Origin of the sequence: Archangium sp., assembly GCF_045802675.1 — a bacterium.
Classification (GTDB): domain Bacteria; phylum Myxococcota; class Myxococcia; order Myxococcales; family Myxococcaceae; genus Archangium.
Map to the genome: position 1 here is coordinate 1 of NZ_JBJMQO010000058.1, position 25,601 is coordinate 25,601.

Annotated in this window: 23 protein-coding genes; 11 read left to right on the forward strand and 12 right to left on the reverse strand. The window is 69.4% G+C overall.

Annotation, left to right across the window (positions count from 1 at the left end; translation table 11 throughout):
* On the forward strand, positions 1 to 539 hold a 539-nt coding region (locus ACJ8AN_RS17105; protein ID WP_407756442.1), incomplete at its 5' end, for a hypothetical protein.
* Between the two features lie 1,098 nt (positions 540 to 1,637).
* On the opposite strand, the gene ACJ8AN_RS17110 is transcribed toward ACJ8AN_RS17105, so the two are convergent.
* The 4 genes from ACJ8AN_RS17110 to glnII form a co-directional block, all read right to left on the reverse strand.
* On the reverse strand, positions 1,638 to 4,745 hold the full coding sequence (locus ACJ8AN_RS17110; RefSeq protein WP_407756443.1) for an alpha-amylase family glycosyl hydrolase: 3,108 nt from the start codon (positions 4,743 to 4,745) through the stop codon (positions 1,638 to 1,640).
* A gap of 151 nt (positions 4,746 to 4,896) precedes the next feature.
* The gene (locus ACJ8AN_RS17115; RefSeq protein ID WP_407756444.1) at positions 4,897 to 5,328 is read right to left on the reverse strand and encodes a hypothetical protein; all 432 of its coding nucleotides are present in this window, start codon (positions 5,326 to 5,328) and stop codon (positions 4,897 to 4,899) included.
* A gap of 169 nt (positions 5,329 to 5,497) precedes the next feature.
* Complete coding sequence (locus tag ACJ8AN_RS17120; protein ID WP_407756445.1) at positions 5,498 to 5,680, reverse strand: CsbD family protein; 183 nt, start codon at positions 5,678 to 5,680, stop codon at positions 5,498 to 5,500.
* Positions 5,681 to 5,910: 230 nt separating this feature from the next.
* The gene (gene glnII, locus ACJ8AN_RS17125) at positions 5,911 to 6,924 is read right to left on the reverse strand and encodes a glutamine synthetase GlnII (protein WP_407756446.1); all 1,014 of its coding nucleotides are present in this window, start codon (positions 6,922 to 6,924) and stop codon (positions 5,911 to 5,913) included.
* A 499-nt stretch (positions 6,925 to 7,423) separates the two neighbouring features.
* Here glnII and ACJ8AN_RS17130 point away from each other — a divergent pair, with 499 nt between their 5' ends.
* On the forward strand, positions 7,424 to 8,971 hold the full coding sequence (locus ACJ8AN_RS17130; RefSeq protein ID WP_407756447.1) for a sigma 54-interacting transcriptional regulator: 1,548 nt from the start codon (positions 7,424 to 7,426) through the stop codon (positions 8,969 to 8,971).
* A gap of 17 nt (positions 8,972 to 8,988) precedes the next feature.
* On the opposite strand, the gene ACJ8AN_RS17135 is transcribed toward ACJ8AN_RS17130, so the two are convergent.
* A complete protein-coding gene (locus ACJ8AN_RS17135) occupies positions 8,989 to 9,789 on the reverse strand; it encodes an SPFH domain-containing protein (protein WP_407756448.1) in 801 nt (266 codons plus the stop codon).
* A gap of 88 nt (positions 9,790 to 9,877) precedes the next feature.
* Here ACJ8AN_RS17135 and ACJ8AN_RS17140 point away from each other — a divergent pair, with 88 nt between their 5' ends.
* The gene (locus tag ACJ8AN_RS17140) at positions 9,878 to 10,102 is read left to right on the forward strand and encodes a hypothetical protein (protein ID WP_407756449.1); all 225 of its coding nucleotides are present in this window, start codon (positions 9,878 to 9,880) and stop codon (positions 10,100 to 10,102) included.
* A gap of 8 nt (positions 10,103 to 10,110) precedes the next feature.
* Here the strand turns inward: ACJ8AN_RS17140 and def are convergent, their stop codons facing one another.
* Entirely contained in the window at positions 10,111 to 10,638 is a 528-nt protein-coding gene (gene def, locus ACJ8AN_RS17145) for a peptide deformylase (protein ID WP_407756450.1), read from the reverse strand.
* 151 nt (positions 10,639 to 10,789) lie between these two features.
* Here def and ACJ8AN_RS17150 point away from each other — a divergent pair, with 151 nt between their 5' ends.
* The gene (locus tag ACJ8AN_RS17150) at positions 10,790 to 11,272 is read left to right on the forward strand and encodes a nuclear transport factor 2 family protein (protein WP_407756451.1); all 483 of its coding nucleotides are present in this window, start codon (positions 10,790 to 10,792) and stop codon (positions 11,270 to 11,272) included.
* On the opposite strand, the gene ACJ8AN_RS17155 is transcribed toward ACJ8AN_RS17150, so the two are convergent.
* Positions 11,259 to 12,728: a bifunctional metallophosphatase/5'-nucleotidase gene (locus ACJ8AN_RS17155; protein ID WP_407756452.1), complete on the reverse strand. Its 1,470-nt coding sequence runs from the start codon at positions 12,726 to 12,728 to the stop codon at positions 11,259 to 11,261. The two genes, ACJ8AN_RS17150 and ACJ8AN_RS17155, sit on opposite strands and share 14 nt — an antisense overlap.
* A 62-nt stretch (positions 12,729 to 12,790) precedes the next feature.
* Complete coding sequence (locus ACJ8AN_RS17160; RefSeq protein ID WP_407756453.1) at positions 12,791 to 13,516, reverse strand: Uma2 family endonuclease; 726 nt, start codon at positions 13,514 to 13,516, stop codon at positions 12,791 to 12,793.
* Between the two features lie 364 nt (positions 13,517 to 13,880).
* Between ACJ8AN_RS17160 and ACJ8AN_RS17165 the strand changes: the two genes are divergently transcribed.
* The 5 genes from ACJ8AN_RS17165 to ACJ8AN_RS17185 all read left to right on the forward strand — a co-directional run bounded on the left by ACJ8AN_RS17165 (position 13,881) and on the right by ACJ8AN_RS17185 (position 18,936).
* Positions 13,881 to 14,570, forward strand: coding sequence for a hemerythrin domain-containing protein (locus ACJ8AN_RS17165; RefSeq protein ID WP_407756454.1), 690 nt, complete (start codon positions 13,881 to 13,883; stop codon positions 14,568 to 14,570).
* A gap of 96 nt (positions 14,571 to 14,666) precedes the next feature.
* Positions 14,667 to 15,473 carry a formate/nitrite transporter family protein gene (locus tag ACJ8AN_RS17170; protein ID WP_407756455.1) on the forward strand — a complete coding sequence of 269 codons (807 nt, stop codon included), beginning with the start codon at positions 14,667 to 14,669 and terminating at the stop codon, positions 15,471 to 15,473.
* Between the two features lie 49 nt (positions 15,474 to 15,522).
* Complete coding sequence (locus ACJ8AN_RS17175) at positions 15,523 to 16,284, forward strand: hypothetical protein (protein WP_407756456.1); 762 nt, start codon at positions 15,523 to 15,525, stop codon at positions 16,282 to 16,284.
* 144 nt (positions 16,285 to 16,428) lie between these two features.
* Positions 16,429 to 18,258: a hypothetical protein gene (locus tag ACJ8AN_RS17180; RefSeq protein WP_407756457.1), complete on the forward strand. Its 1,830-nt coding sequence runs from the start codon at positions 16,429 to 16,431 to the stop codon at positions 18,256 to 18,258.
* 165 nt (positions 18,259 to 18,423) lie between these two features.
* A complete protein-coding gene (locus ACJ8AN_RS17185) occupies positions 18,424 to 18,936 on the forward strand; it encodes a hypothetical protein (protein ID WP_407756458.1) in 513 nt (170 codons plus the stop codon).
* Here ACJ8AN_RS17185 and ACJ8AN_RS17190 read toward each other — a convergent pair.
* Positions 18,933 to 19,604, reverse strand: a complete 672-nt coding sequence (locus ACJ8AN_RS17190) for a hypothetical protein (RefSeq protein ID WP_407756459.1) — start codon at positions 19,602 to 19,604, stop codon at positions 18,933 to 18,935. The two genes, ACJ8AN_RS17185 and ACJ8AN_RS17190, sit on opposite strands and share 4 nt — an antisense overlap.
* 272 nt (positions 19,605 to 19,876) lie before the next feature.
* Here ACJ8AN_RS17190 and ACJ8AN_RS17195 point away from each other — a divergent pair, with 272 nt between their 5' ends.
* The gene (locus ACJ8AN_RS17195) at positions 19,877 to 22,138 is read left to right on the forward strand and encodes a DNA/RNA non-specific endonuclease (RefSeq protein ID WP_407756460.1); all 2,262 of its coding nucleotides are present in this window, start codon (positions 19,877 to 19,879) and stop codon (positions 22,136 to 22,138) included.
* A 6-nt stretch (positions 22,139 to 22,144) separates the two neighbouring features.
* On the opposite strand, the gene ACJ8AN_RS17200 is transcribed toward ACJ8AN_RS17195, so the two are convergent.
* The 3 genes from ACJ8AN_RS17200 to ACJ8AN_RS17210 form a co-directional block, all read right to left on the reverse strand.
* Positions 22,145 to 22,561 (reverse strand): hypothetical protein, encoded by a 417-nt coding sequence (locus tag ACJ8AN_RS17200; protein WP_407756461.1) that lies wholly within the window; start codon positions 22,559 to 22,561, stop codon positions 22,145 to 22,147.
* A 13-nt stretch (positions 22,562 to 22,574) separates the two neighbouring features.
* Positions 22,575 to 23,192: a TIGR02265 family protein gene (locus ACJ8AN_RS17205; RefSeq protein WP_407756462.1), complete on the reverse strand. Its 618-nt coding sequence runs from the start codon at positions 23,190 to 23,192 to the stop codon at positions 22,575 to 22,577.
* Between the two features lie 248 nt (positions 23,193 to 23,440).
* Positions 23,441 to 24,064: a DUF2378 family protein gene (locus ACJ8AN_RS17210; protein WP_407756463.1), complete on the reverse strand. Its 624-nt coding sequence runs from the start codon at positions 24,062 to 24,064 to the stop codon at positions 23,441 to 23,443.
* Positions 24,065 to 24,421: 357 nt separating this feature from the next.
* Between ACJ8AN_RS17210 and ACJ8AN_RS17215 the strand changes: the two genes are divergently transcribed.
* Positions 24,422 to 25,601 (forward strand): sigma 54-interacting transcriptional regulator (locus ACJ8AN_RS17215; protein ID WP_407756464.1); only part of this gene is annotated, 1,180 nt, incomplete at its 3' end.

Sequence of the window (25,601 nt, forward strand, 5' to 3'; positions counted from 1 at the left end):
GTTTAGAATTGACTGCGGTTTCCGCAATCGTCTACTTCTTGGGCTTGCTATTTGGTTTTCAAAGACCGAGCCGCTTGTTGCTGTCGCGGCTTCATGCTACCGTCTTCTCACTGCTCGGCAGCACCCTGTTCAACTTCGGGGCTGCGTCTTCTATTTCGAAGCGGCTTTTCTGTCAAGCGGCCGTTGCCGCCCCGTTTCACCGCTTCATCCCGTTCGGATTCAACACCGCGCCTTCGCGCTTTGTTTCTTCCTTTCGGGAGGGGCGCGGAACCTACTTCGCTTCCGCGCTCCGTGTCAACTTGCTTCGTCGACTCTTTTTTCCGCCCCGTCCCGGCTCTGTCGCTTGCGCGACTTCCGCCGTTTCGTGGGGGAGCGGCTTCTACCACCACCGCGTTGGGAGTCAACCCGCTTCGTCGACTTCGTATTTCGTCTTTCACTTCTTTCGTCCGGGGGACTTCGTCGCCAGTGCGACTTCGCCTTTCCGTCCGAGGGGCGCGGCTTCTATCACCGCCGCGTCGGGAGTCAACTCCGTAGTCTGACTCCGTATTCCTTCTTTCAGCTCGTCCGGGTGAACTCGCCGCCAGTGCGGCTTCGTCTTCCCGAACCCGAGCAGCGGTGGATCTACCCGCCACTCCACCCCTTCCACCCGGGGACCTGCGGCGCCGTTGCGCCAGCCCGTCGAGCGAAGGGAACCGATACCTAACGCTTTGTTGCCTTCTCGTCAAACCTTCAATCGAGGGGGCTGATCCGAGGAGCTACTCAGCCTCGGCTCTCACTGGACATAACCCTCCAGTACAATGCCCCCCTTCCCGCGAAGGCGATTTTCGCCGCCTCCTCCTCCACATCCCGTCACTTCGTCCCCTCTGATCATCCTCTTGGTGAAGTGGGGCTCACTCCAGGTCCATCCCCCTCGGAGGAAGTCGAGACGGGATCTCCTGTACCAGGCGCCCTCCCCACCGGCTGCGGGTCCTTAGCCTGGAGTCCCCTCCCCATCGACCGTGATCGACGTTCCCCGCCGCCCTCTGGGGACCGATTCGTCAGGGAGATGAACGGCCTCGAGCACCAGCCTCTCTCCACGAGCAGCGGGCAGGAGAGCACCCCCACCCGCCAACACCGCAGACATGCGGACCCTCGCCCCCTCCACCTCGTGCTCCGCCTCCCTGCCCTGTAGAGCCCACGCCAACCGCGAACAGGCATGGCTGGAGGACCTGCTCGGTGAAGCCCGCTTTCCCGAGCTGCTCGAGCGCCCGCGCAGTTCCTCGAAGCGATGCCCCTGGGGACACGCGTGACCCAATCAGCTTTTCCCGCGCTCCCGCGCACTCCGACCGTTCGGGCCATCGCCCCGCTCCGCTGTGAACCGCCACGACTCCCCAGGAGCCATCCCGTGAATGGGCGATCCTCAGGCCGACGTCGGCGCTGTACCTCCAGCGCCCGCTCTTCCCCGTGGCCTCCGTGCGCTCGGAGCCCTGCTCGGTGTGCGGATGAGCTTTTCCTGTTCAGCAGCTCCGCCAGTGCTCCCGCAGGCGCTCCTCCAACCCGGTCTTCCCTTGCCACCTGAAACGGCAGGCCCCCGAAGGCCGGCGTCAGCAACACGCCACCCTCGAGGGCCCTACTCAACCTCCCGAGCGTCCCGGCCGCTATTGCTTCTTGAAGACCACGTAACCCGCCGCCGGGATGTTCACCTTCGTGTTCCCGCCGCTCAGCGTCGCCCCGTAGTTGCCGAAATTGCTCCCCCCGTACGCCCCCGCATCGCTGTTCAGCACTTCCTTCCAGTTCCCCGGCGGCAACGGCATCGTGTAGCCCTCCAGGTTCTTCCGGTTCAGGCTGCCCACCACCAGGTACTCCTCGCCCCCTGACTTGCGCGTGAAGGCCATCACCGAGTCGTCATCGTGCGAGTACACCCGCTGCACCTCCGCGTCCGCCCGGAAGGCCGGGCTCGACTGACGCAGCGCGATCGCGTCCTGGTAGAAGTGGAAACTCTGCCGCCGCGTGAGGTCCAACATCGCCTCCGTCCGCTGCTCCGCCGGCATCCCCGCCAGGCTCTCGAAGACCTTCCGGTCCTCCCCCGTCAACCCCTGGTACGCCCCGTCCTTCGCTCGCGCCTCCGGCGGCATCGTGAAGAGCCGCTCGTACGCCGCCTTCGTCGCGTCGTTGAACGTCACCTTGTCCCAGTCCCAATCCTTCCCCACCGACTCCCAGCTCCAATCACTGTCCCACGTGGACGGATTGCCCCACCGGAAGTCGTTCTGCGCTCCGAACTCGTCCCCCTGGAAGAACATCGGAATGCCCGGGCCCGCCATCCCCATCCCCGCCGCGAACCTCGCCGCGCCCCTCGACCACTGGTCCGGGAAGTCCGTCGGCTTGTCCCCCTCCGCCGTGTTCATCGTCCGCTGCCCGTTCCCCACCTCGTCATGGTTCGAGATGATCGACAGCGCGTTCTTCCACCCGTCCAGACCTCGCGGGCTCGTCAGCATGGACAGGAACGCCTCCATGTCCGTCTTCAACCCGCGCGCCGCCGCCTGGATCAGCCCCGGCTTGCTATTGTCATTCACCAGCCGGTGCTGGAACTCCGTGTACCACTGCGCGTCGAACCCCGCCCCCGCCCCGTCCTTCCCCGCGGGCCTCGAGATCGCCGGGTCGTAGTCGAACTGCTCCGCCACCGTCCATACGTCCGGGTTGTAGAAGTGGACCTGCCGGTTGATCTCCCGAAGCATGTCCCAGCCGTCCTTCCCTCCCACTCCCTTGATGGGCTCGGTGAAGTCGAAGCGCAGCCCGTCGAAGTGCAGCTCCTCCACCTGCGACACCGCATGGTCCACGAAGAGCTGCTTCACCTTCTGGTTCGAATACGCCGGCACCGAGCCCCACGGCGTGTCCCGCTGCTCGAACTTCCCCGGCTCCTTCGACCAGTTGAAGTAGGGGTTCTCCGGGCCTCCCACGTTCCACAGCCCGTTGTAGTCCCCGAACACGTGGTTGTAGACCACGTCCGAGATGACGTTCAGCCCTCGCGCGTGCGCCTCGTCGATGAAGCGCTTCATCGCCTCCGTCCCACTCACCCACTTGCCGTTCGCGTCCTCGAAGCCGAACGAGCTCTCCACCGCCAGGCTGTTCACCCCCAGGTAGCCCCAGTTACGCGCCCCCTCCACCTCGTTCACCGGCAGGAGCTCCAGCGTGTTCACGCCCAGCTTCTTGAAGTAGTCCAGCTTCGCCGTCAGGTCCTCCAGCGTCGAACGGTTCGAGTTGTTCGACTGCCCCAGGAAGCTCCCCACGTGCAGCTGGTACACCACCCACTTGTTGTGGTCCTTCTCCCTCGGCGCGCTGTCGTTCTTCCACGTGTGGCTCGCCGGGTCCGTGATGACCGAGCCCCGGAACGTCACCCCGCTCCCCTCCGTGATGCGGTCGCTCCAGGGGTCATTCTCCGATGAGCCCAGGCGCTCCGCGTCGCTCAGCCGCCCATCCCGGTTCTGGTCGTCCCGCAGCGTCAGCTTGCCCTTCGCGTCCTTGTCGTAGACCTGCAGCTCGTAGCGCAACCCCACCAGCTTCTTCGGGTCGTCCACCAGCGCGGTCCACGCTCCGCCCTCGTTCGTCATCCGGATGCGGCCGTCCGGCTCGAGGTTCTTCGACCACAGGTCGTTGAACTTCCCGTCGTGCAGCTTGTCCACCAGCGACGCGTCGAAGCTCCCTCCCCCCAGCCGCGCCATCACCTCGTCCTTGCTCAGCTGGCGGCCGCTCTCGTCCTTCAACACCAGGTACGCCCGGTCCGCGCCCTCCGCGTCATCCACGTCGAAGCGCATCAGCTCTCGAGCGCCCGGCGCGTAGCGGTTCACCTCCTTGCCCGTCTTCGGGTCCAGGAAGAGCCGGTCCAGGCCCCGCTGCTCGCCCATCATCTGCCGCGCGTACGGGTCCGGCAGCTCGCGCGTGCTCCCCACCGAGTCCGTCACCTCGTAGACGTAGGACTTGCCCACCAGGTCCTTCCACTGCCCCTTCACCTTCGTGGACCAGTTGCCCTCGTCATCCCGCGCCATCGCGAAGCGCTGCACGTTGCCCTGCGCATCCGTCACCTTCACCTGCACGTTCTTCGCGTTCGGCGCCCAGAACTTGAACGAGGCATCCGTCCCCGACTTCCTCGCCCCCATCTCGTGGTACGTCGTCGGCGCGTACGTGCTCGTGGCCTTCTTCACGTCCAGCTTCAGGTTGCCCTCGCCCATCACCGCCCACTGGCCCTTGCCCGCGGGGCCATCCGCGAGCACTCCCCACTCCCAGTCGTGCGCCTGGCCATCGTCCACCACGTCCACCGTCGCCGACCACTTGCCGTCCCCCAGCGGCTTCATCGGAAGCATGCGCTCGTTCCACTGCGCGCTGTAGCGGCCCGTCGCGTCCCAGCTCCCCTTCACCTGCAGGTTCGTGAGCTTGCTGTGCGGCCCCGCGTCGTAGACCAGCGTCACCGTGCGCATCACCGGCGTGGCCGCGGCCGACGTGGCCCCCACCGCCGCCTTCGCGCCGAGCACGTTGCGCGCAGCCGTTCCTCCCGCGACCTCGACGGCCGGGCCCTTGCCCTTCGTCGAGGCCGGACGCGCCGCCTCGAAGGTATCCCGAGACACCGGAGGCGCCGCTGGCGGCTTCGCTCCCGCCTTCTCCACCCCCGCCGGCGCGTTCTCCTTGCGGACCTCGCGGCTGCTCGCGGGGGTCTCGGTCTTGGGGCCGGGCACCGCGCCCTTCGGGGGCTGGTTGATCCTGGATGAACTCACGTTCGTCTCCTCTGGCGCTGATTCGAAGTCGGGGGCCCTTCATTCTCGGGCCCTCCTCCTCCTGAGTTTCCGCCAGATGGACGTGACGTGGTGCGGGGCCCGGCCGCCCCAACACTCTCCGTACGGGCTTCCGTTCACCACCCGTCAGCCATCACCCCCAACCCGGTCCCTCCGAGCTCGCCGAGTGCCCCACCTCCGCTCCCCGGAAGTCTCCCCGCTGCACCCTCAGCGCGAACTTCTCCGCGTCGAGCTCCCGCCGCGTGCGGTACTTCAGCCGGCGCAACACCGCCACCGGCGGACTCCACCCTGTCACCGCGTGCTGCAGCAGGAAGCCCGCCACCACCCCCGGCAGCAGCAGCCACTTGCGCCCCACCGTCACGCCCAGCGCCAGCCCCACCCACGACAACACCGCCGCCTCCACCAGCAGCGAGCGCTCCAGCTCCCACTCGCGCTCCAGCTCCTCCAGCCGCTGCTCCACCTCGTCCTGCGGACGGCTCGCGTACCCGTCGATGCGCTCGCGCAGCTCCCGCAGCGCTTCCTCGCTGGCTTTCTCCGGCAGGAGCCGCTCCAGCCTCGCATCCATGCCGCACCTCCCTCGGGACATACCCTTCCGCCGCAAGGTGGTGCCGCGCGCACCCGCCGCCAAGGCAACCCGCCCCCGAGTCCCTTCCGCACCCGCAAAGACAGACGGGCCACGGGGAGACTCCCCGCGGCCCGCGTGTCTGAATCCCTGCTCGTGCGCGGATTCGCGCCTACGTCGGGCCCTTCACCTCGTCATCCGCGTCCTTGATGACACGCTTGGCGTCCTCGACCTTCTCCTTCACCGCGCCCTTCAGCGTGTCCTTCTTGCCCTCGGCCTCCAGCTCGCGGTCTCCCGTGGCCGTGCCCACCGTCTCCTTCACCCGCCCCTTCAGCTTGTCCGTCCACTCACCCATGGCTTCCCTCCTTGGTTGGTGTCCGCTACCCGGTGTCCCATCACCGATGCATCAGAAGGTAGGTACCCACGGGAGCCACGGGCACTCCTCGAGCGCTCGTCCGCTCGGGTGCTCCACGGGCATGGGCGGGGGAGCCCCACAAAAACGCGGGGCCTGACGGACGGGAAGCCCGACACCTCCCGTCCGCCAGACCCTCGCCTCCTTACCCCAAGGAGTTCCCTACGACGGTCTCAGCCGCAGACCGTCTCAAGCATGATGCGGAGCACCTCATACGGATCGCAGTTGGCCGCCGGACGCCGGTCCTCGAAGTAGCCGCGGCCATCGTTCGCCGTGCCCAGCGGGATGCGGATGGACGAGCCGCGGTCACTCACCCCGTAGCGGAACACGGTGATGGGCGCCGTCTCGTGCAGACCCGTCAGGCGCTCCGTGTTGTGCGCGCCGTACACCGCGATGTGCGCCTCGTGACGGCCGCGCAGCTTCTCGCACGCCGCCTCGATGACCTTGATGCCACCCGGATCGCGCATCGCCTTGGTGCTGAAGTTCGTGTGGCAGCCCGTGCCGTTCCAGTCACCCTTCACCGGCTTGGGGTGCAGCGTCGCGCTGATGCCGTACTCCTCGCCCATCCGGTACAGCAGCCAGCGCGCCAGCCACAGTTCGTCCGCCATCTCCAGCGGCGGCAGGGGCCCAATCTGGAACTCCCACTGCGCCGGCATCACCTCGGCGTTGGTGCCGCACAGCTTGATGCCCGCGCGCAAACACGCCTCGGCGTGCGACTCCACCAGCTTGCGCCCGAACACCTCGTCGCTGCCCACGCCACAGTAGTAGCCGCCCTGCGGCGCCGGGAAACCCTTGTCCGGCCAGCCCAGCGGACGGTTGCCCTCGAAGAGCGTGTACTCCTGCTCCATGCCGAACCAGGCCTCTTCCGCCACCGTCTTCTCCGCCATCTGGCGCAGCGCCGCGCGCGTGTTGCTCCAGTGCGGGCTGCCGTCCGGATTCATCACCTCGCACAGCACCAGGATGTCCTTCGTCCCCGGACGCAGCGGGTTCGAGATGTAGCGCACCGGCCGCAGCAGCAGGTCGCTCTTCTTGCCCTCGGCCTGGTACGTGCTCGAGCCGTCAAAGCTCCAGTCCGGCAGCTCGGAGACGCTCCGGACCTCCCCGTCGAGTACCTTCATCTTCGAGCGCAGCTTCGCCGTCGGCCGCTGCCCGTCGATCCAGATGTACTCCGCCATCACCTTGCTCATTCAGCTCCTCCACGAGGGCCCTACAGGGCCGGTTTTCTCCGTGGCCCACCGCGGGCCTGACGCCAGGACCCTTTTGCAGATGCGGTGCCAACGCCCTCGCGCCGAGGGGGCCTCGACGGAAACCCTCGAAATGGCTCGGGGCGGGCCTCGCGGCCCTCGGAAGGGGCCTCCCGGGACTCCGACAATTTCGTAGGAGATGCGCCCGGTTCCCACGAAATTGTCGGAACCGGCCCGGTGCCCCGAGGGAGAGCGAGGCGCCACGGGGCCGAGGCCGGAGCACCCGGGCCCACCTCCCCGCCCTCCGCGCACCCTTTGCGTGACCGGAATCCAACGGAGCAAGCCCCTCTCATAGCGGTTTCCTCTGCGCTCTCCCGCCTGCCTGCCCTCAAGAGCCGTGACAAACCCACCTACAATTTCGTAGGACTCTCTCGCGGAACCGACAAAAACGTAGGAGTCACGCCGGAGCCCCTCGGGAGCCGGCTGATGGGAGCACCTTCTCATGGCGAAGCGGTCCGACGAGCAGACAGGCAAGCACCCCACCCTGGCCAGCCTCCTGGAGGTGAGCCAGGCCCTCGCCGGCGCCAACGACCTGCGCGCCGCCCTCCACCGCGTCCTGGAGCGGCTCGAGCGCTACCACGGCGTCGTCCGCGGCGCCGTCACCCTCACCGACCCCGCCTCCGGCGACCTCTCCATCGAGGCCTCCATCGGTTTGAACGCCGAGGGCCGCAAGGCCCGCTACAAGCTCGGCGAGGGCATCACCGGCCGCGTCGTCCAGAGCGGCAAGCCCATCGTCGTCCCCGAGGTCAGCCGCGAGCCCCTCTTCCTCCACCGCGCCTTCCTCGGCCGCCGCAACGCCTCCCAGGAGCTCTCTTTCATCTGCGTCCCCATCCTCCTGCACCGCAAACCCGTGGGCACCCTCGGCGTGGACCTCCACTTCCACAAGGACCGCGACTACGAGGAGGAGACCCGCCTCTTCGGCGTCATCGCTTCCATGATTGGCCAGGCCCTCGCCGCCCACCGCCTCCTCGAGGACGAGCGCAAGAAGCTGCTCGAGGAGAACACCACCCTGCGCCAGGAGCTGCGCGAGCGCTACGACTTCTCCAACATCATCGGCACCTCCGGCCCCATGCGACAGGTGTACGAGCAGATCCACCAGGTCGCTCGCACCACCACCACCGTCCTCATCCGCGGCGAGTCCGGCACCGGCAAGGAGCTCATCGCCCACGCCATCCACTACAACTCCACCCGCGCCAAGAAGCCCTTCATCCGGGTCAACTGCGCCGCCCTCCCCGAAACCCTCATCGAGTCCGAGCTCTTCGGCTACGAGAAGGGCGCCTTCACCGGCGCGCAGAATCGCAAGCGCGGCCGCTTCGAGCTCGCCGAGGGCGGCACCCTGTTCCTCGATGAGATTGGCGAAATCAACCCCGCCACCCAGGTGAAGCTCCTGCGCGTCCTCCAGGAGCGCGAGTACGAGCGCGTCGGCGGCACCGAGACCCTCAAGGCCAACGTCCGCCTCATCGCCGCCACCAACAAGGACCTGGAGACCGCCATCAGCGAGAAGTCCTTCCGCGAGGACCTCTACTACCGCCTCAACGTCTTCACCCTGTTCATCCCCCCCCTGCGCGAGCGGAAGTCGGACCTGCTGCTGCTCGCCGACCACTTCGTCGCCAAGTACTCACGCGAGCACGGCAAGAACATCCGCCGCATCTCCACCCCCGCCATCGACATGCTCGTCAGCTACCACTGGCCCGGTAATGTCCGCGAGCTGGAGAACATCATCGAGCGCTCCGTCCTCGTCTGCGACGGCAATGCCATCCACGGCCACCACCTGCCTCCGACCCTGCAGACAGCGGAGGCCTCGGAGACCGTCACCAATACCTCGCTCACCGACGCCGTCGAGCAGTTCGAGAAGGATTTGATCCTCGATGCCTTGAAGACCACCCGCGGCAATCGCGCCAAGGCCGCGCGGCTGCTGCGCACCACCGAGCGCATCGTCAATTACAAGGTCACCAAGTACGAGATCGATTGCTCCCGGTTCCGCGCGTAGGCGCGGCGGGCCTGGGCTCAGTTCTTCCGCGCCTGCTCCGTCATCGCCCGCTCGAGCTCCCGCGCCAGCTCCTCCTCATTCCGCAGCTCCGCCCCCCTGCGCAGCTCCTCCAGCTCACCCCGCTGCCGCTCCATCTTCTGGCGCTGCTCCCGCAGCTCCTGCTGCATCCGATGACCGCTCGTCTCCAGCGCCAGCCGCGTCGCCCGCTCCGTCAGCTTCAGGATTCCCTGCGCATCCAGCACGTTCGTCGGGTCCAACTGGTCCAACGGCGTTTGATCCAGCCTCCCCAGCGACATCCTCTCCAGCGTGAAGCCCAGCAGCTCGTCCCCCACCTCCACCATCACGTGGTCGATGAAGAGGCTCCGGTCCGCCAGCAGCTCGTCGAAGTTGAACGTGCTCGCCGAATTGGCCAGCGCGCACACCAGGCGCTCCTCCAACAGCGCCTGCACCTCCTCCACCCGGTTCGCCCTCGCACACCCCACCTCCCTCGCCACCCGCAGCACGCTCTCCTCCCGCCGCTCCACCTTCACCAGGAACGTCGCCCTCACGTCCACCCGGATGCCATCCGCGCACGACAGGCCCTGCTTCCCCCTCCGCTCCACCACCACCTTGCGCACCGACAGGTCCAACACCTCCGCCCGGTGCAGCCCCCGCACCACCAGCGCGCTCCCGAAGCTCACCCGCGTCGGCCCTCCGCCCAGCTCGATGAGCAGCGCCTCTCCCGGGCCCACCCGCCGGTAGCTCCTCAGCAGCCATCCGCAACACACCACGCAGGCCGCGGCCACTCCGGCGATCGCCAGCAGGAAGGGGGTCTCCACGTGTCACCGCTCCAGCAAAAGGGGGGCGCAGTCCACCACGCCCGCCCGCTCGGGCGCCAGGGCACCCGCCCTCTTCCCAGGGTGTAACGTGTTCACCCCGCGTCCAATCGACCGCTGCACCGCCGTCCTGGTCACCACCGGACACCGCGCTCTCCGCGAGCCCGCCAAGGTCCGCTGGGAAGCCGTCGAGGAGCTCCTGGGCCTCGCCCTCCGCTCCAAGAGCCCCTTCGAGTCGCGCGTCACCCTGGCCGCCAGGCTGCTCGCCTCGATGCGAGCCGCCCCGCGCGCCAGCCTCAACCGCTCGGCCCACTGAGAGGCGCGCTACTCCTTCGCGCCGGCCTTCTCGTCCTTGCGCCGCTTCATCAGCTTCTGGAGCTTCTTCATCTTCTCCAGGATGAGGCCGCGCTTGAGGCCCGACAGGTAGTCCACGAAGACGTGCCCGTCCAGGTGGTCGATTTCATGTTGCAGCACGTGCGCCAGACGGCCCTCCGCCTCCAGCTCGTGCCACTCGCCCGCCCGGTCCTGGTACTTCACCTTCACCTTGTGGAAGCGCGGCGTCTTCTCGAAGGATTCCGGCACCGACAGGCAGCCCTCCTCCAGCGTCACCGACCCCGACTTCTCCAGAATCTGGGGGTTGATGATCTCGAAGAACGAGCCGTCCTCGCGCCCCACCCACGAGCAGCGCAGCGACACGCCCACCTGGTTCGCCGCGATGCCGATGCCCTCCGCCTCCTTCATGGCGAAGAACATCTCGTCCAGCAGCTTGGTGAGGCTCTCCCCGAAGTCCGTCACCGGCTTCGTCGGCGAGTTGAGGACCTTGTTCGGCCAGATGACGATGTCCCGAGCCATACGCTGTCTCTTCTCCCTGCGGCTTCGCGCGTGAAACGCCCTTCTACACCGGCCCCGCCCCCGCGCGAGCCCCGAGTGTGACGAAGCTGTTTCCGCCTCGACTCCGGGGAGGGGGCAGCACTCCGGGACGCGGGTCTGCTACACCCCGCGTATGCACCCCCACGCCCAGCTCCTCACCGACTTCTACTCGGCCTTCCAGCGCCGCGACGCCCAGGCCATGGCCGCCTGCTACCACCCCGACGCCGAGTTCTCCGACGCCGCCTTCCCCGGCCTGCGCGGCGCCCAGGTTCCCTCCATGTGGCGCATGCTGTGCGAGCGCGGCAAGGACCTCGAGGTGACGTTCCGCGATGTCCAGGCCGATGACCGCACCGGCCGCGCCCACTGGGACGCCCGCTATACCTTCAGCGGCTCCGGCCGCAAGGTGCTCAACCGCATCGACGCCGAGTTCGAATTCAAGGACGGGAAGATTCTCCGCCACACCGACCGCTTCGACTTCTGGACCTGGTCCCGCCAGGCCCTCGGGCCCGCGGGGCTGCTGCTCGGGTGGACGCCCTTCCTGCGCAACAAGGTGCAGAAAACGGCCCGCGCCTCGCTCGACAAGTACATGCAGGAGCGCGGGATCACCGGGGCCTGAGCGCCTTCTTCAGGAGCTCGTGCACGTCCAGCGGCGTGCGCTCCACGTGGCTCGCCTTCGAGAGCGCCTCCTTGTAGCCCCCCGCCACGAAGGCCTGGAAGTCCGTCGTCGCCACCCGGTACGTCGCCTCGGGCTTCACCGGCTCGTAGCCCGCTCCCGGGTCGCTCGGGTTCCTCAGCACCTGGAGCCCTTCGATCCGCCCGTCCTTCACCTCGTACCGCACGCCGCTGCGCTGGTTGTAGCTGTCCGTCCCCCGCTTCGACTCGCCCAGCGCCACCCACTCCGCCAGCTGCGCTCCCGTCAGCTCCGCCGTCACCACCCCGTTCCGGTACGGAATCGCTCCGTAGAAGTCCTCCACCGTCACGTCCCCCGCCGGCAAGCCCCCCCGGAAGCCCGCCGCCATCGCGAAGAAGGCGTGCACCCCCGCACCCCGGCGCAGCACCTCCGTCGCCCATGTGCCCACCTCGGCCTCGCCCGTCGTCAGGCCCTCGTCCCGCAGCGGCTTCTCCAGGTGCCCCAGGACCTCGAAGCGCTCCGGCCTCTTCGCCACCAGCGCCCGCTGTAGCTTTTCGACCTTCGCCGCCGTCCCGGCCTCCTCCCGCTTCGTGCCGTCCAGCTTCACCAGCCCGCCCTCCACCCGCTCCAGCTTCTTCCCCCGGAAGCGCAGCCGCACCTCCGAGAGGTACGCGAGGTACTGGTACGGCGAGACATAGGACGTCCGCGTCCCCGGCAGCACGTGCAGCTCCACCTTCTGGTGCGAGTGCGAGCCCATGATGACGTCGATGCCCGGCACCTCCCGCGCCAGTGCCTCGTCGTCCTCGCGCAGCTGGTGCCCGAGCAGCACCACCGCGTCCACGCGCTCCTCCTCGCGCAACACGCGCACCACCGCCCGCGCCGCCTCCTTCGCGTCCGTCCACCGCGTCCCCGCCGGCAGGTTCTCCGCCTTCACCAGCCGCTGCATGTCCGGCCCCGCCACCGCGAAGAGTCCCAGCCGCACGCCCCCCACCTCGCGCACCACGTAGGGCCGGCCCTCCACCTGGAAGTACGGCGCTCCGTCTGCCTTCACCAGGTTCGCGCACAACAGCGGGTACTCGATGGACTCGCGGCACCTCGCGAAGGCCTCCGCCCCGTAGTCCAGGTCGTGGTTGCCCAGCGCCATCACGTCCAATACCCCGTTGAACCACGGCCACTCCACGCACCCGTACTCGTCACTCCACGTGGGCACGCCCTTGTTCACCGTGTCTCCCCCCGACACCACCAGCGTGTCCGGGTGTGTCTTCGCTTCCCGGAGATAGGCCAGTGCCCTCGCCACGCCTCCCTGGCCGGGCTCGCCCTCCGAATAGAAGGGCACCGCGTGCGAGTGGTAGTCCGTCATCCCCACCAGCGTCACCGTGCGCGTCGTCTGGCAGGCCGGTAGGAACAGGAGACTCGTGAGAAGGGCGAGGGGCTTGTTCATGGGGGGCTCGTGCTCGCCTCCCCATCACACCCCGGCCCCGGGACGTCAAGCCGGGCCCCGCCTCAGGAGCGGCCTCGCTCGAGCCGCTCCAGCTCGGCCTGTAGCTCCGCGGCCCGGCGCTCGGCCTCCGCGGCCTTCCGCTGCGCCTTCCGCCGCAGCCGGACTTCCTCATCCGCTCGCTGATGCTCCTTGCGCACCAGCTGCTCCATGTGAGCGCGCATCTCCTCCGCATCCAACAGCATGCCCGTGCCGTCGTAGAAGCGCAGGCGCCCCTCCACCAGGCCCAGCTCCAATCCCAGACGCCGCGAGACATAGCGTCCCTTGCGAGGCTTCATCGGCACGTACTCCCGCGCGCCCGCCCTCGGCAACCGGTAGCCCAGCAACTGCACCCGCGCCCGATCGAAGATGAAGTATTCGGGAATCCCCAGGCGCGCGTAGCGGCTCACGTTGAACTCGGCGTCCTTCTTCCGGTCGCCACCGACGTGCACCTCCAGCACCCAATCCAGGCCCTTGCCCTCGTGGCTCACCACCCACTTGCCGCGCAGGTGGGTCTCGACGTCCAGCACGGCCACCATGTCCGGCGCGAAGCGGCGCTCGGCCGGGTAGTACACCGGCAGCTCCGTGCCGATGTAGACCCGCCTATGTTGCCGGGAGAAGTAACTCCTCAGCATCGGCACCGCCTCCAGCTTCGCCAGGGAGTGCAGGTCCCCCTCCGGCATCGCCATCTCATCCCACGTCACCTCGGCGGGCAGCGCTTCCACCACCCGGGCCCGCTCCTCGGGACTCATCGCTTCCCACGCCTCCTGCGAGGGAGCGCGGGGATATCGGTCCTTCACCGAACCGTGCCGCGGTGCCATGCCTCCAGCCTGGGGCGCCCCTTCTCCCCCGTCAACCAACAGCGCCCTCCTCCCGCCCTCGTACGCCGCCTTCTGATCCATCCCCATGGCTTACCTCCAGAGTCACCTTACTCCGGAGGACATGAAAAGTCACCCCGACATGACGGGTTCACCCCCCCGGAGCCGTCCACCCTCCCCCAAGGGCAGCAGCCCTGCTCGCCTGCCCTCCGGCCCGGCATGGCCGCATGCTCGCTCCGCCCGGGCATGAAACGCGCAGCGTCGCCACCCTTTCGAGCAAACGAAAGGAGGGCGTTCAATGGATGCCATTGCGCTCTTGAAGGCTGACCACAAGACCGTGGAGACGCTCTTCCGCAAATTCGAACAAGCAGGCCGCAACGCCAGGAAGCTCAAACGCAAGCTCGTGGACCAGATGGTGCGCGAGCTCGCCATCCACTCCGTCATCGAGGAGCAGGTCTTCTATCCCGCCGTGCGCTCCAAGGCCGACGCCTTCGAGGACGACATCCTCGAGGCGCTCGAGGAGCACCACGTCGTCAAGTGGCTCCTCAAGGAGCTGGAGAACCTGCCCCCCGAGGCCGAGCGCTTCGACGCCAAGGTGAAGGTCCTCATGGAGAACGTCCGCACCCACGTCGCCGAGGAGGAGCGCGAGCTCTTCCCCCGCGTGCGCAAGGCCTTCAGCCCCAGCGAGCTGCGCGACATGGCCGAGGCGCTGATGCTCTCCAAGCGGGCCTCGCCCACCCGGCCCCATCCCCGCGCTCCGGACACCCCGCCCGGCAACCTCGTGGCCGGTGCCATGTCCGCCGTGCTCGACATGGGCAAGGACGCGCTCCGCGCCGCCCGCCGCAAGGCCGAGGGCCTCTCTCCCTCTCCCGCTCCGCTCGCCGGCAAGCGCGCCCGCAAGACGCGCTCCCGCAAGGAGAGCGACATGCGTCAGGAGGGTGACGGCTCGGTCCGCGAGCTGGCCACCGAGTCCTCCTACCTGATGTGACCCGGTGGACTCGGCCGGGCGGCGGCTGTCGAGCACCACACGCCCGCCGCCCGAAAGCCCTCCGCCCGGCGCGGCGCCTCCGGTTGACTCTCGCGGATGAGCAACGATGAGTCTCCGCGACTGACAGCCCAGGAAATCTACGAACACGCCGTGCAGGCCGGACGCGATGAGCTGGAGCGTCCGGCCGGGCACCTCGCCTTCTCGGGGCTCGCCGGGGGCTTCGTCATGGGACTGAGCGGGCTCGGCGTGGCGCTCGTGCGCTCCTACCTGGGCGACGGAGAGCTCGCGAAACTCGCCAGCTTCGTCCTCTACCCCGCGGGCTTCGTCGCCGTCATCATCGGCCGCGCCCAGCTCTTCACCGAGAACACCCTCTTCCCCGTCCTCGTCGTCCTGCGCTCGCCCTCGCGGCTCGGCCGCATGTTCCAGCTCTGGGGCGTGGTGCTCGCGAGCAACCTCGTCGGCGCGCTCCTCTTCTCCCTGCTCGTGAGCCACACCGGCGCGCTCAAGCCCGGCGTCCTCGAGAGACTCGGCGCGCTCGGGCGCGAGGCGACGGAACACTCCACGTCCGAGCTCTTCTGGGGCGCCGTGGTGGGTGGGTGGCTCATCGCGCTCGTGGCCTGGCTCGTCTCCGCCAGCCACAGCACCTTCGGACAGCTCGCCCTCATCTGGTTCTTCACCTTCATCGTCGGTGCGGGACTCTTCACCCACTCCATCGCGGGCAGCTCCGAGCTGATGGTCGCCGCCCTGCGCGGGGAGCTGCCCGTGAGCGAGTGCCTCCGCTGGCTCCTGGCCGCCGTGCTCGGCAATGCCGTGGGCGGCGTGGGCCTCGTCAGCCTCCTCAACTACGGGCAGGTGGAAGGACACGTGGAGAAGGCCACCGAGGAGCCCGGGAAGAAGGCCTGAGCCCGCCCGCTCGGGTGCGGCCCCTCCCGGCCCGGGGTAGAAGCCGCCCATGCTCCTGTCCCCTCCTCCCGCCTACCACCTGGTCCTCCAGCAACTCCCCTCGGGCCCCGAGGCCCACGCCGCGGAGGGAAACCCCACGGTCGCGCCCGCCGCCGAGCCGGCCCGCCCCGCGCGGACGCAGCGCATGGGCACCCACGGCATGGTGCTCTTCGGCTCGGGCCCGAGCCTCTTCCTCTCGCACATCCCCATGTTCCACCGGCCGCACGACGTGCAGCTGCTGCTCTCGGTGTCCCTGGAGCACGCCGGGTTGCGCGCGGCCCGGGACTTCTCCGATGCGACGTACACGCTCGAGCCGGAGCGCTTCGACCTGGACGCGCTCGCCCAGGGCCGGCTGAAGCAATTCCGCGCCACCGTCTACCAGGGCAACTTCGAGGCCGGTGGCACCCCGCTGCTGCGCGACGTCACCGTGAAGGTGAAGGCCGTGGAGCAGGTGCGCCCCCTCTCCGAGCAGGGCCCGGCGCTCCCCGAGCCGCGCTACCTCGTGCTGGGCTCGGGCAAGGAGGTGTACCTCGTCCACGTCCTCTCGCGCGCCCCCGACTTCGACCACGTGGTGAAGGCGACGCTCGACAAGCCCCTGCCTCGCAAGGGCCCGGCGCTCCCCGTGCTGCGCTTCGAGCGGCGCGAGAACCTCGCGGGCGAGCAACTCCGCGCCGGTGAGCCGCTCACCGCCACGAGCGAGGACGGCCAGCCGGTGCGGCTCACCCTCCAGCGCGAGCTGTCGTATCTGGTGGGACCCGAGTTCACCCCCTGAGGGAATTGCCATGGCCCCGCGGTGCCTCGGCGCGTTGCTGGCCCAACGTCTACAGCGGCCCGGGTCTCAGGAGAGTTGCCGCCCCGGGTAACACCGTCCAAATCGCCCTTGCGCGGAGCCGTCGCGCGGGGCGCGGGGGGACGGATGAGGAAGCTCATCTGGCTGGGGTGGGTGGCGTGTCTGGTATTGGCCGCCTGCTCAAACGAGTCGGGCACGGGGGGCGGTGGGGAGGAGGCTTCTCGCACCGCCGAGGGCATGGCCTGTGAGGCCTCCTCCGAGGGCACGAGCACCTGTGCCTCGGATGGCTCGGCCTGGTTGCAGTGCCGCGCGGGCGCGTGGAAGCAGGTGGAGGCCTGTACCTCGTGCACCGTGGGGACTCGCGGCGTGAGCTGCGTGCCGGTGCCCGCGAGCCTTCCCGAGGGCGGAGGGCCCATCAGCGGCCCCACGCTCGGAGGCCCCTGCGGCGAGGTGCGCACCGCCGGCCGGTGCGCCACGCCCACCCGCGTCGAGTTCTGCTCCGTGCCCACCGGCAATGGCGATCCCTTCCTCGATGCCTTCGACTGTCCCACCGGACAGAGCTGCTCGCTCGTGAATGGGCGCGCGACGTGCTCGCTCACCGGCGCCTGCGTCGAGGGTGATACGCGCTGCGCGGGCGGCAACCAGCTCGAGACGTGTACCAACGGCGCCTGGGTGGCGTCGGCCTGTCCGGGCCGTTGCACCGGCTCGCCCATCGGGAGCTTCTGCGCCGCCGCCGTCGCCTCGCGCGCCTTCTCCGCTCAAGTCGCCTACGAGGCCCGCTCCGCCAACGACACCCGCACGGATTGGGGCCCTCCCTTCCAGGCCCCGGCGCCCGGCTTCCTCGTGCTCTCCTATGCGAATGGCGAGCTGCTCGATTCCGCGCAGACGGATGCCACCGGCGCCTTCTCGCTCCAGGTGCCCACCGCGCCCGGCGCGCAGGACGCGGTGGTGGTCGCGCTGGCCGCTTCCAATGAAGCCGGGGGGCTCGCCTACCTCGTGGCGGACCCGGGCTTCGATGCCATCGTCCAGGCGGACCCCGGCGCCGTCGGCAACAATCCCCGGCTCTGGGCGTATGCCTTCACCACCGCGTCCCTGACCGATGGCGCGCCGCTCCTCATCACCGAGTCCATGGGCTCCGGCGCGGCCCGCGTCTATGACAATCTGCGCTTCGCGTATGCCTTCGCCCGCGCCCAGTACGCGGGCACTCCGGGCAAGCCGCTGGTGGTGTGGCTGGGCTATGGCACCTCGTGGACGTGCGGCACCTGCTACGCCGCCGTGCCGGTACGGGCGTTCGACATTCCCTTCGACTCGCAGATGTGGCTCGGCGGCGCGACCGAGAACCAGCAGTTCTGGGCCGACTCCGTCACCGCGCACGAGCTCGGCCACTGGACCATGGACAGCTACAGCTTCCCTCCCGTCGAGGGTGGCCCGCACGTGCTCTCCGTCCCCACCTTCCCCGGCCAGGCCTGGTCCGAGGGCTTCGCCACCTGGTTCAGCTCCAACCTGCGCCAGGACAGCGTGTACCTCGACAAGCAGGGCGGGACGATGTTCTGGCTGGATATCGCTCAGCGCAGCTACTCGCAGGGCGCGCCCTGGCAGCGGCCCACGCCTCCCGGGGGCCTCACCCAGAGCATGGACGAGAACGAGGTGTCCGCCATCCTCTGGGAGCTCTCCTCCTCGGGCGTCACGGTCTCGCACACGATGTACGGCGCGCTCGCGGCTCCGCGCATGACGGCCCGGCCCTTCGTGGGACGCGGCTACACGCGGCGCGTCTGGCAGGTGGGCCCCGATGGCGTCCCCGTCAACGTGCTCGACACCGGAGAGGGCATTCCCTTCCTCGCCGACTACCTCGACTCGCTCGTGTGCGGCGGCTTCCCTCCCGACACCGTCAACGCGGCGACCGACCCCGGCGCGGCCTACCCGTATCCCAGCGACGCCCCGGTCTGCACGCCATGAACCGGCTCCCGCGTCCTTCCTTCGCACCGGCCCCCGAAGCGTGGCCACGAGGTCCTCACCATGAACCGTTCCCGCACCTGGTTGTTCCGCGCAGCGGCTGTGTCTGTCTTTGTCTTCGGCTGTCACCGTCAGGAGCCCGCGGCACCGGAACAGGAAGCACCGCCCGTGGCTCCCACTCCATCCACCGGGCAGGGAGGCTCGGGGAGCGCGGGCAGTGCCCAGGCCACTCCGGCCCCGCCCACGCAGGGCATCCAGGCACCGGCACGGGTGTCATGGAAGGTGGTGTCCTCGGACGGGAAGACGGTGACGCTGCTCGCGCAGGTGCACCAACTCACGGCCCTCTCCGTCCCGCTCGCCGTCTCGGTCGAGCCGCCCCCGGGAGTGCGGCTCGTCAAAGGCCCGAGCACCTGGACGGTGCCCCCCACCGAGCAGCCGTGCGTCCACGCGACGCAGCTGACGTTCGCCATCGACACGCCGCCCTCGGGAGACCTGCTGCTCGTCGCCGATGCGCGGGGAACGGGCTTCGGCATCCACGCGACGGATGCCTACCGCTTCGGCCGTCCCGAGCCCACGCCGCCATTGCCCAGGCCCACCGGGCCCGAGGTGAAGCTGGGCCCGCGCAAGTTCGGCCCCGCGGTGCCCTCGCAGCAGGGGGCGGCGCCCGCCTCACCGCGCTAGAACTCGAGCACCGTGGTGGTGGCGTAGGCGGCGATCGTCACATAGCCCACCCCGATGTGCACCGTGCGCATCACATCCCCGAAGTGCTCCCGCGCCTCGGGGTCGATGCCGATGACTTCCGGGTACGCGCTGATGAGCCCGAGCAACGGTTGGACCACGATTCCCACCAGGTGCACATAGGACAGGATGCGGTACAGCGGCCCGTGCTCCTGGGCGAGGCTCGGAGAGCCGATGGACAGCCCCTGGACGGCCGTGGCCGTGTAGAGGGTGGTGGACAGGATGGCGCTGGCGCCGTGCACGATGTGCAGGGAGTCGCACCCGTAGTCTCCGAAGAGTGGACCGCCGGTTTCGCAGCGCCCGGACTTGAAGGCCGTCCCCTCGTTGATCGCCGTCAGGGTGCCCAGGACGCCCGTCACGAGCAGACTGCCCGTGGTGACCAGGCTGAGCGTGCGATGCAGCCGGCGGGCGTCCTGGGAGCTCTCCAGCCGCTCGTCCGCGAGCAGGCTCCCGTGCGCCTCCATCGAGCCCCCCTCCGCGGCGGGCACGAGCAACAGCCGCCTCGGCGCGTCCCCGACGACGAAACCCTCACGGGCGAGCAGGGCCGCCCCACCGCTCGGCTCCAGCGCTCCGCACAACACCCCCACCGCCAGTCCCAGGGCCGGTAACATGACGCCTCCCACGAAAAGGCCGGAGGATGGGAACGCGCTCCTCCTCGGGCCATTACCCCGAAGGGCAGCCGGGGAGCGGCCCCGGCCTCGAGGCCTGGATGCACGCCCGGCCAGTATCCGGCGGGGCGAGCCCGAATCCGTCACAGAACGAGCCGCGCCCCTCCACCACCGCAGGGGCAACACACCTCGAGGTCCATGTCTCTCACGGCCGGGGCTTCGAGGGGCCCCGTCCATACCCTCGCACCCATGGGAGAGCCGGGGGGCTCCAGACGATGAAGGTTCCAGAGCGAATCGCGGAGGCGGCTCGCCGACGCTTTCAACAGGCCACGCCGCAGCGCGAGCACGTGCTGACGGCCATCCGCGAGGGCCATCCGCTCGACGCGGAGACGGACGAGGTCCGCAAGCTCAAGCGCATCCAGGCCATCACCGGCATGGACCCCGACGCCTCCAAGCGCATCATCCAGGGGGTGAACCCGCGGCTCTTCGGCCTCACGGGCGAGGCCCGCGCCGGCGCCGAGCGCATCCAGGGCAAGACGACGGACTTCGTGGGCGTGTCGTGGATCGACCTGGCGCGCGGGGGCGCCAACGCCGTGGGCCGCGTCGTCGAGGGCACCTTGAAGCCCCTGGGCTCGGGGGTCCTCATCACCGGCCGGCTCTTCCTCACCAACAACCACGTCATCGAGGACGCCCGGGCCGCCCGCGAGCTGCTCGTGGAGCTCGACTACGAGCTGGATGCCGATGGCCATCCCCGCCCCCTCACGCGCTTCACCTTCGACCCGGACACGTTCTTCCTGACCAGCCCCCAGGACGACCTCGACTTCACCATCGTGGCGCTCGGCAAGCGGGTGCTCGGGGCGCGCGAGTCCTCCGAGTTCGGCTACTGCCCGCTGTTCGCCACCGATGACACGCACCTGCTCGGCGAGTTCGTCAACATCGTCCAGCACCCCGACGGCGACTACAAACAGGTCGTCATCCGCGAGAACCGCCTCGTCACCCGGCTCGACTCCGTCCTGCATTACATGGCCGATACGTTGCCGGGCTCGTCGGGCTCGCCCGTCTTCAACGACCAGTGGGAACTGGTGGCGCTCCACCACTGGGGCGAGCCCTTCCGCGAGGTCACCCTCCCCACGGGCGCTCAAGTCAGCAAGGACCTGAACGAGGGCATCCGCATCAGCGCCATCGTTCGCACGCTGGAGGACATGATGAAGGACAGGAGCCCTGATGAGCGCGGGTTGCTCGAGCCCGCCCTGCGCAGCCCGAGCCGCAAAGGCGTCCTCACGCCCACCGCTGGGACGACGGGACACACGGACGGGGTGAGCCCCTCGTCGAGGGCCGCTCGCATGGCACCTCCCGCGGAGCCGACGCCTCCTGTCGCGCCGCCGCCTCCCGCCGCACCGCTCGCCGTGGTCCACGCGTCCACCCAGGGCGTGCCGGGTCCTCGCCTCCAACCGGATGGCGCCGTCACCTGGACGATTCCGCTCGAGGTCACCATCCGGCTGGGTGCTGGCATGCCGGTGGGAATTCCCACCCGGCCTCCGACTCCCGAGCCGGAGCCGCGTCCCACCGCGCACGACGCGGGCGGCGCGGGCGAGGCCCTCATCCACATCGACACGAACTACGCGAACCGCCGCGGCTACGACCCGGACTTCCTCAAGGGCTTCCACATCGAGCTGCCACGGCTCAGCGTCGCGATGCGCAAGCAGGCCGCGCGCAAGCTGAAGCTCGCCGAGGGAGAGGATCCCTTCGAGCTCAAGTACCAGCACTTCTCCCTCGTGATGAACGCGGCCCGGCGCATGGCGTTCTTCACGGCGTGCAACATCGACGGCTCCACCTGGGTCTCCATCAACCGCACCACGGGCGATCAGCGGGAGTCCGCCGAGGCCGCCGAGGTCTGGTTCGAGGACCCTCGTATCTCGCCGGACGCGCAGTGCCACCAGGACCTGTACGATCACCAGCGGCCGCGCACCTTCGATCGGGGACACCTCGTGCGCAGGCAGGATCCCTCCTGGGGCACGAGCACCCGCGCCCAGCGCGCCAACGCCGACACCTTCCACTTCACCAACTGCACGCCGCAGGAGTTCCACTTCAACCAACGCGCGCAATACTGGCAGGGCATCGAGCGGTGGCTGCTCGAGGACAACGCGGTCGCGGACCGGGAGCGCATCATCGTCTTCACCGGCCCCGTCTTCGGAGACGATGACCCCGAGTACCGGTACGTGCGGCTGCCGCTGGCCTTCTGGAAGATCGTGGTCTTCGTCCAGGACGAGCAGCTGCGCGCCACCGCCGTCCGGGCCAGTCAGGAGGAGCTGCTCCCGCGCGGGCTCCCGGAGAAGCTGGGCGAGAGCCTGGAAGGCGGAGCGGAGGACCTCAGCGACACCACGGAGATTCACGAGTACCGGAGCACCGTGGCGGAGCTCGAGCAGCTGACGGGCCTGGACTTCGGCCCGCTGCGCCACCACGACACGAACGCGGGAGACGGCGAGGCGCGCACCCACGAGCGGGAGCTGCACACCTTCGACGAGCTGGGCGTGTAGGGCGCCTCACGGAAACACGGGCAGCGGAGCCACGTCCGGCGCCACCCACTCGCGCCGCGCGGCCTCCGCGTCCAGCGTCTCCTTGCGGTAGTGGCGCTCCAGCAGCTTGCCGTCGAGCAGCTCCGGGTGGGCCGCCAGGAAGGCGCTGAACGGCTCCAGGTGTGGCGTCTCCCGCAGCGCGGCGTACACGTGCGCGCTCCACGCCCGCGTCACCGTCTCATGGTATTTGGCCGACGCGCCCAGCGAGGCCGCGTAGCGCTGGATGGTTTCCCGGATGCGCGTGGAGCCCGCCTCGGGCCCGTGGCGGCGCAGGTACAGCCACCCCAGCCTCACGTGCTCCCGGTGCCCGAAGCGCTCCCCGGGCCACGTCGTGGCCTCCACCGCCGCGAGGAATTCCCCGTCGTTCGCCGTCTCTGGATTCATGTCTCCCGGCAGCCTACTCCCAGGAGAACGCGTACTCTCCATCCAGCCCCTTCACCCACTGCCGCTCCACCTTCACGCCCCGTCCGCCCATGGCGTGCAGCAGGTGCGCCAGCGCGCCCTCGTGACACGCGGCGGGCAGGTAGTCCCCGCGCAGCATCAGCCGGCCCTGGCTCGGCCCGGTGAACGACACCGACAGCTCCCCGAAGCCCAGCATCTGCCGGTAGATGTCCGGCGCGCTCTCCAGCATCCGCCTCGGCCTGCCGTGCACCAGCACCGCCGTCGCCCTCCCCACCGGCGAGGCCAGGTACGTGGTGATGATCTGCCGCCCCAGGTCCCTCAGCACCGCCTCCACACCCCCGAGCACCGGCCCCAGCGACCCCGCCGCGAAGTAGAGCATCCGCAGCAGCGAGCGCACCGGGTACTGGAAGAAGTCGACGAAGCCCTCCTCGTCCGCGGCCAGCAGGCAGCACTGCACCGCCTCCGCGTCTCCCAGCCTGCGCACCGCGCCCAGCGTGCCGTTGAAGAACACGCCGCGCACCGTGTCCTCCGGCCGCGCCTGCGACATCCTCCACACCAGCTCCCGCTCCCAATCACACGCCGGGTCCGTCCGCGTCACCGTCAGCAGTTCCATGGGCCGACTCCCAACGTCGTGAGAGGGGGAACCGCGGCGTCCGCTTCGACACCGCGTCACAGGCCTCGCAACGCTGCACCCCCCATGCCGTGGGAGGTGTTTGTGGCCAATGGTGTTCACCGCTCCACACCCGGTGGCCACCCAGCCCTTCCGGGAGGACTCGGCGTCCGATGGCCAACAACACCCTCGGGCCACGCGGCGCAAACCCTGCGCGGTGCCCCGGGACCCCGGGGCGCAACCCCTGCGCCTCAGGCCCACGAGAGGAGGTACTCCCCGTCGAGCACGTTCACGCGCGAGCCGCTCACCTCCACCGCGCGCGCCTTCATGCCCTCGAGCGCCGCCAGCAGCACGCCCTCGTGGTAGGCGCACGGCATGAAGTCGCGCCGCATGATGACGCGCACGCGCGAGGCCCCTTCCCACATCACCGAGCGCTCGCCGAAATTCACCACCGCCCGGTAGGCCGAGGGCAGGTTGCACACCAGCCGCCGCGTCTCCCCCTTCGAGAGCAGCAGCAGCGCCCTGCCCGCCGCCGACTTGAGCATGTCCGCCATGGCGCGCCGCCCCATGTGCCGCTGCGCCTCCACCCACCCGCCGCACCGGGGCGCCAGCACCTGCGCCGCCGCCTCATTCACCTTGAGGAAGGTGCCCACCGGGTAGTTGAAGAACTCGACGAAGCGCGGCTCGCCTCCGGCCTCCACGCACCGGCGCACCTCCTCCTCGCCCGCCAGCGCGCGCACCGCCTCCAGCGTGCCGAGGAAGAACGTGCCCCGCACGGTGTCCGCCGGCGTCGTCAGCTCCAGCCTCCGCTCCAGGTCCTCGCGCACGTCCTGCGCGTCCCCGTCCGCTTCGACCCCACAGCCGCTCATGCTCATGGCACCCCTCCCTCCCTGCGACCTGCGCCGGGAAGCGCGGCCCTCCACCCTAAACACGGCCCCCGCTCCCCGCACCGCCACCCCCGCACTCTCCCCGTTGGCTGCCCAACGTCACACGGTCCCCGAGTGCGCTGTCCCACACACTGCCCCGCCCTCCCGGCAGTCCCTCCTCCCGCCACACGTACAATGGCGGTGGTTGTACGGACGCCCGGTGCTTCGCGTCTGAAGCAGCGTGCCCTGTCGCCCTCCTGCCCGGCAACCCCCTCCCCCTCCTGCCCCCTCTGGACGAAAAGCCATTCTCTTGATTTCTCTGGAAATCCCACCACGCTTCAGAGTTGACGTGGACGCGCATCAGAGATGACGGCCCCGAGTGAAATCCCCACGCTGCCGCGCAGCGAACGCAAGCCCCTGTACGTCCAGGTGGTCACCCAACCTGCCCTCCATGGGTGCTGGGCCGTCAATATCAGCGATTCGGGGATAGGGCTGATCGCCACCCCGGCGGGGCCGGTGGAGGGGCCGCGCGAGGGCCAGGAGCTGGAGATGGCCTTCACGCTGCCGGACTCGCGCGCGCGCATCCGCGTGCGGGGCGTGGTGCGCTGGAGGCACGACCCGGCCGAGCGCGACGAGGCGGCGGTGACGGCGCTGGGGGTGAGCTTCCACGCCTTCGAGGGCGCGGACGGGGTGACGCTCAAGCGCTACCTGCTGGACCACCAATTGTACGTGGCGGTGGTGTACGCGGAGGAGCTGGAGCTGCGGGGCCTGCGCGAGGCGCTGGAGAGCCACGTGCGGCTGCGCTTCGTGCAGTCGGCCGAGGACGTGGACTCGCTGCTGGGGCGCGGGGACATCAGCGCGCTGCTGGTGTGCGGGCGGGACGAGGCGCGGGCCATCGCCCTGGTGGAGCGGCTGGCGTCGCGGCGCGCGGAGGCGGACCCCACGGGGGCGGGCCCCGCGAGCGATTTGTCCCCGCGCATCCTCTACTGCGCGCCGGCGGTGCCCTCGCGGCTGGTGGAGCTCTTCAACCAGGGGAAGATATTCAGGGCGCTCACCCCGCCCTTCGAGCCGGTGGCGCTGCGCCAGGCGGTGCTGCAGGCGAGCCGCGAGCTGGGCCTGCGCACCGAGCAGCGGCGGGCGGCGTTGGAGCTGGAGCGCAACCTGTTGCGCGAGCGGGCGCGCGAGGCCCCGCGGCTGTCGCCCGGAGGGGACGTGGGGGAGGAGCCGGGCTTCCGCAGCCCCGTGATGCGGCAGGTGCTGGAGCTGGTGCGCGTGGCGGCGCCGCACCGGGTGGCGGTGCTGCTGCAGGGCGAGACGGGCACGGGCAAGGAGGTGGTGGCCCGCGTCATCCACCGGCTGAGCGGGCGCAGCAACCAGCCGCTGGTGGTGCAGGACTGCGGCGCGCTCACCGAGACGCTGCTGGAGAGCGAGCTCTTCGGCCACGTGAAGGGCGCGTTCACCGGCGCGCACGCGGACCATCCGGGCCTCTTCGTGCTCGCCGATGGCGGGACCATCTTCCTGGACGAGATCGAGAACACCTCGCCCA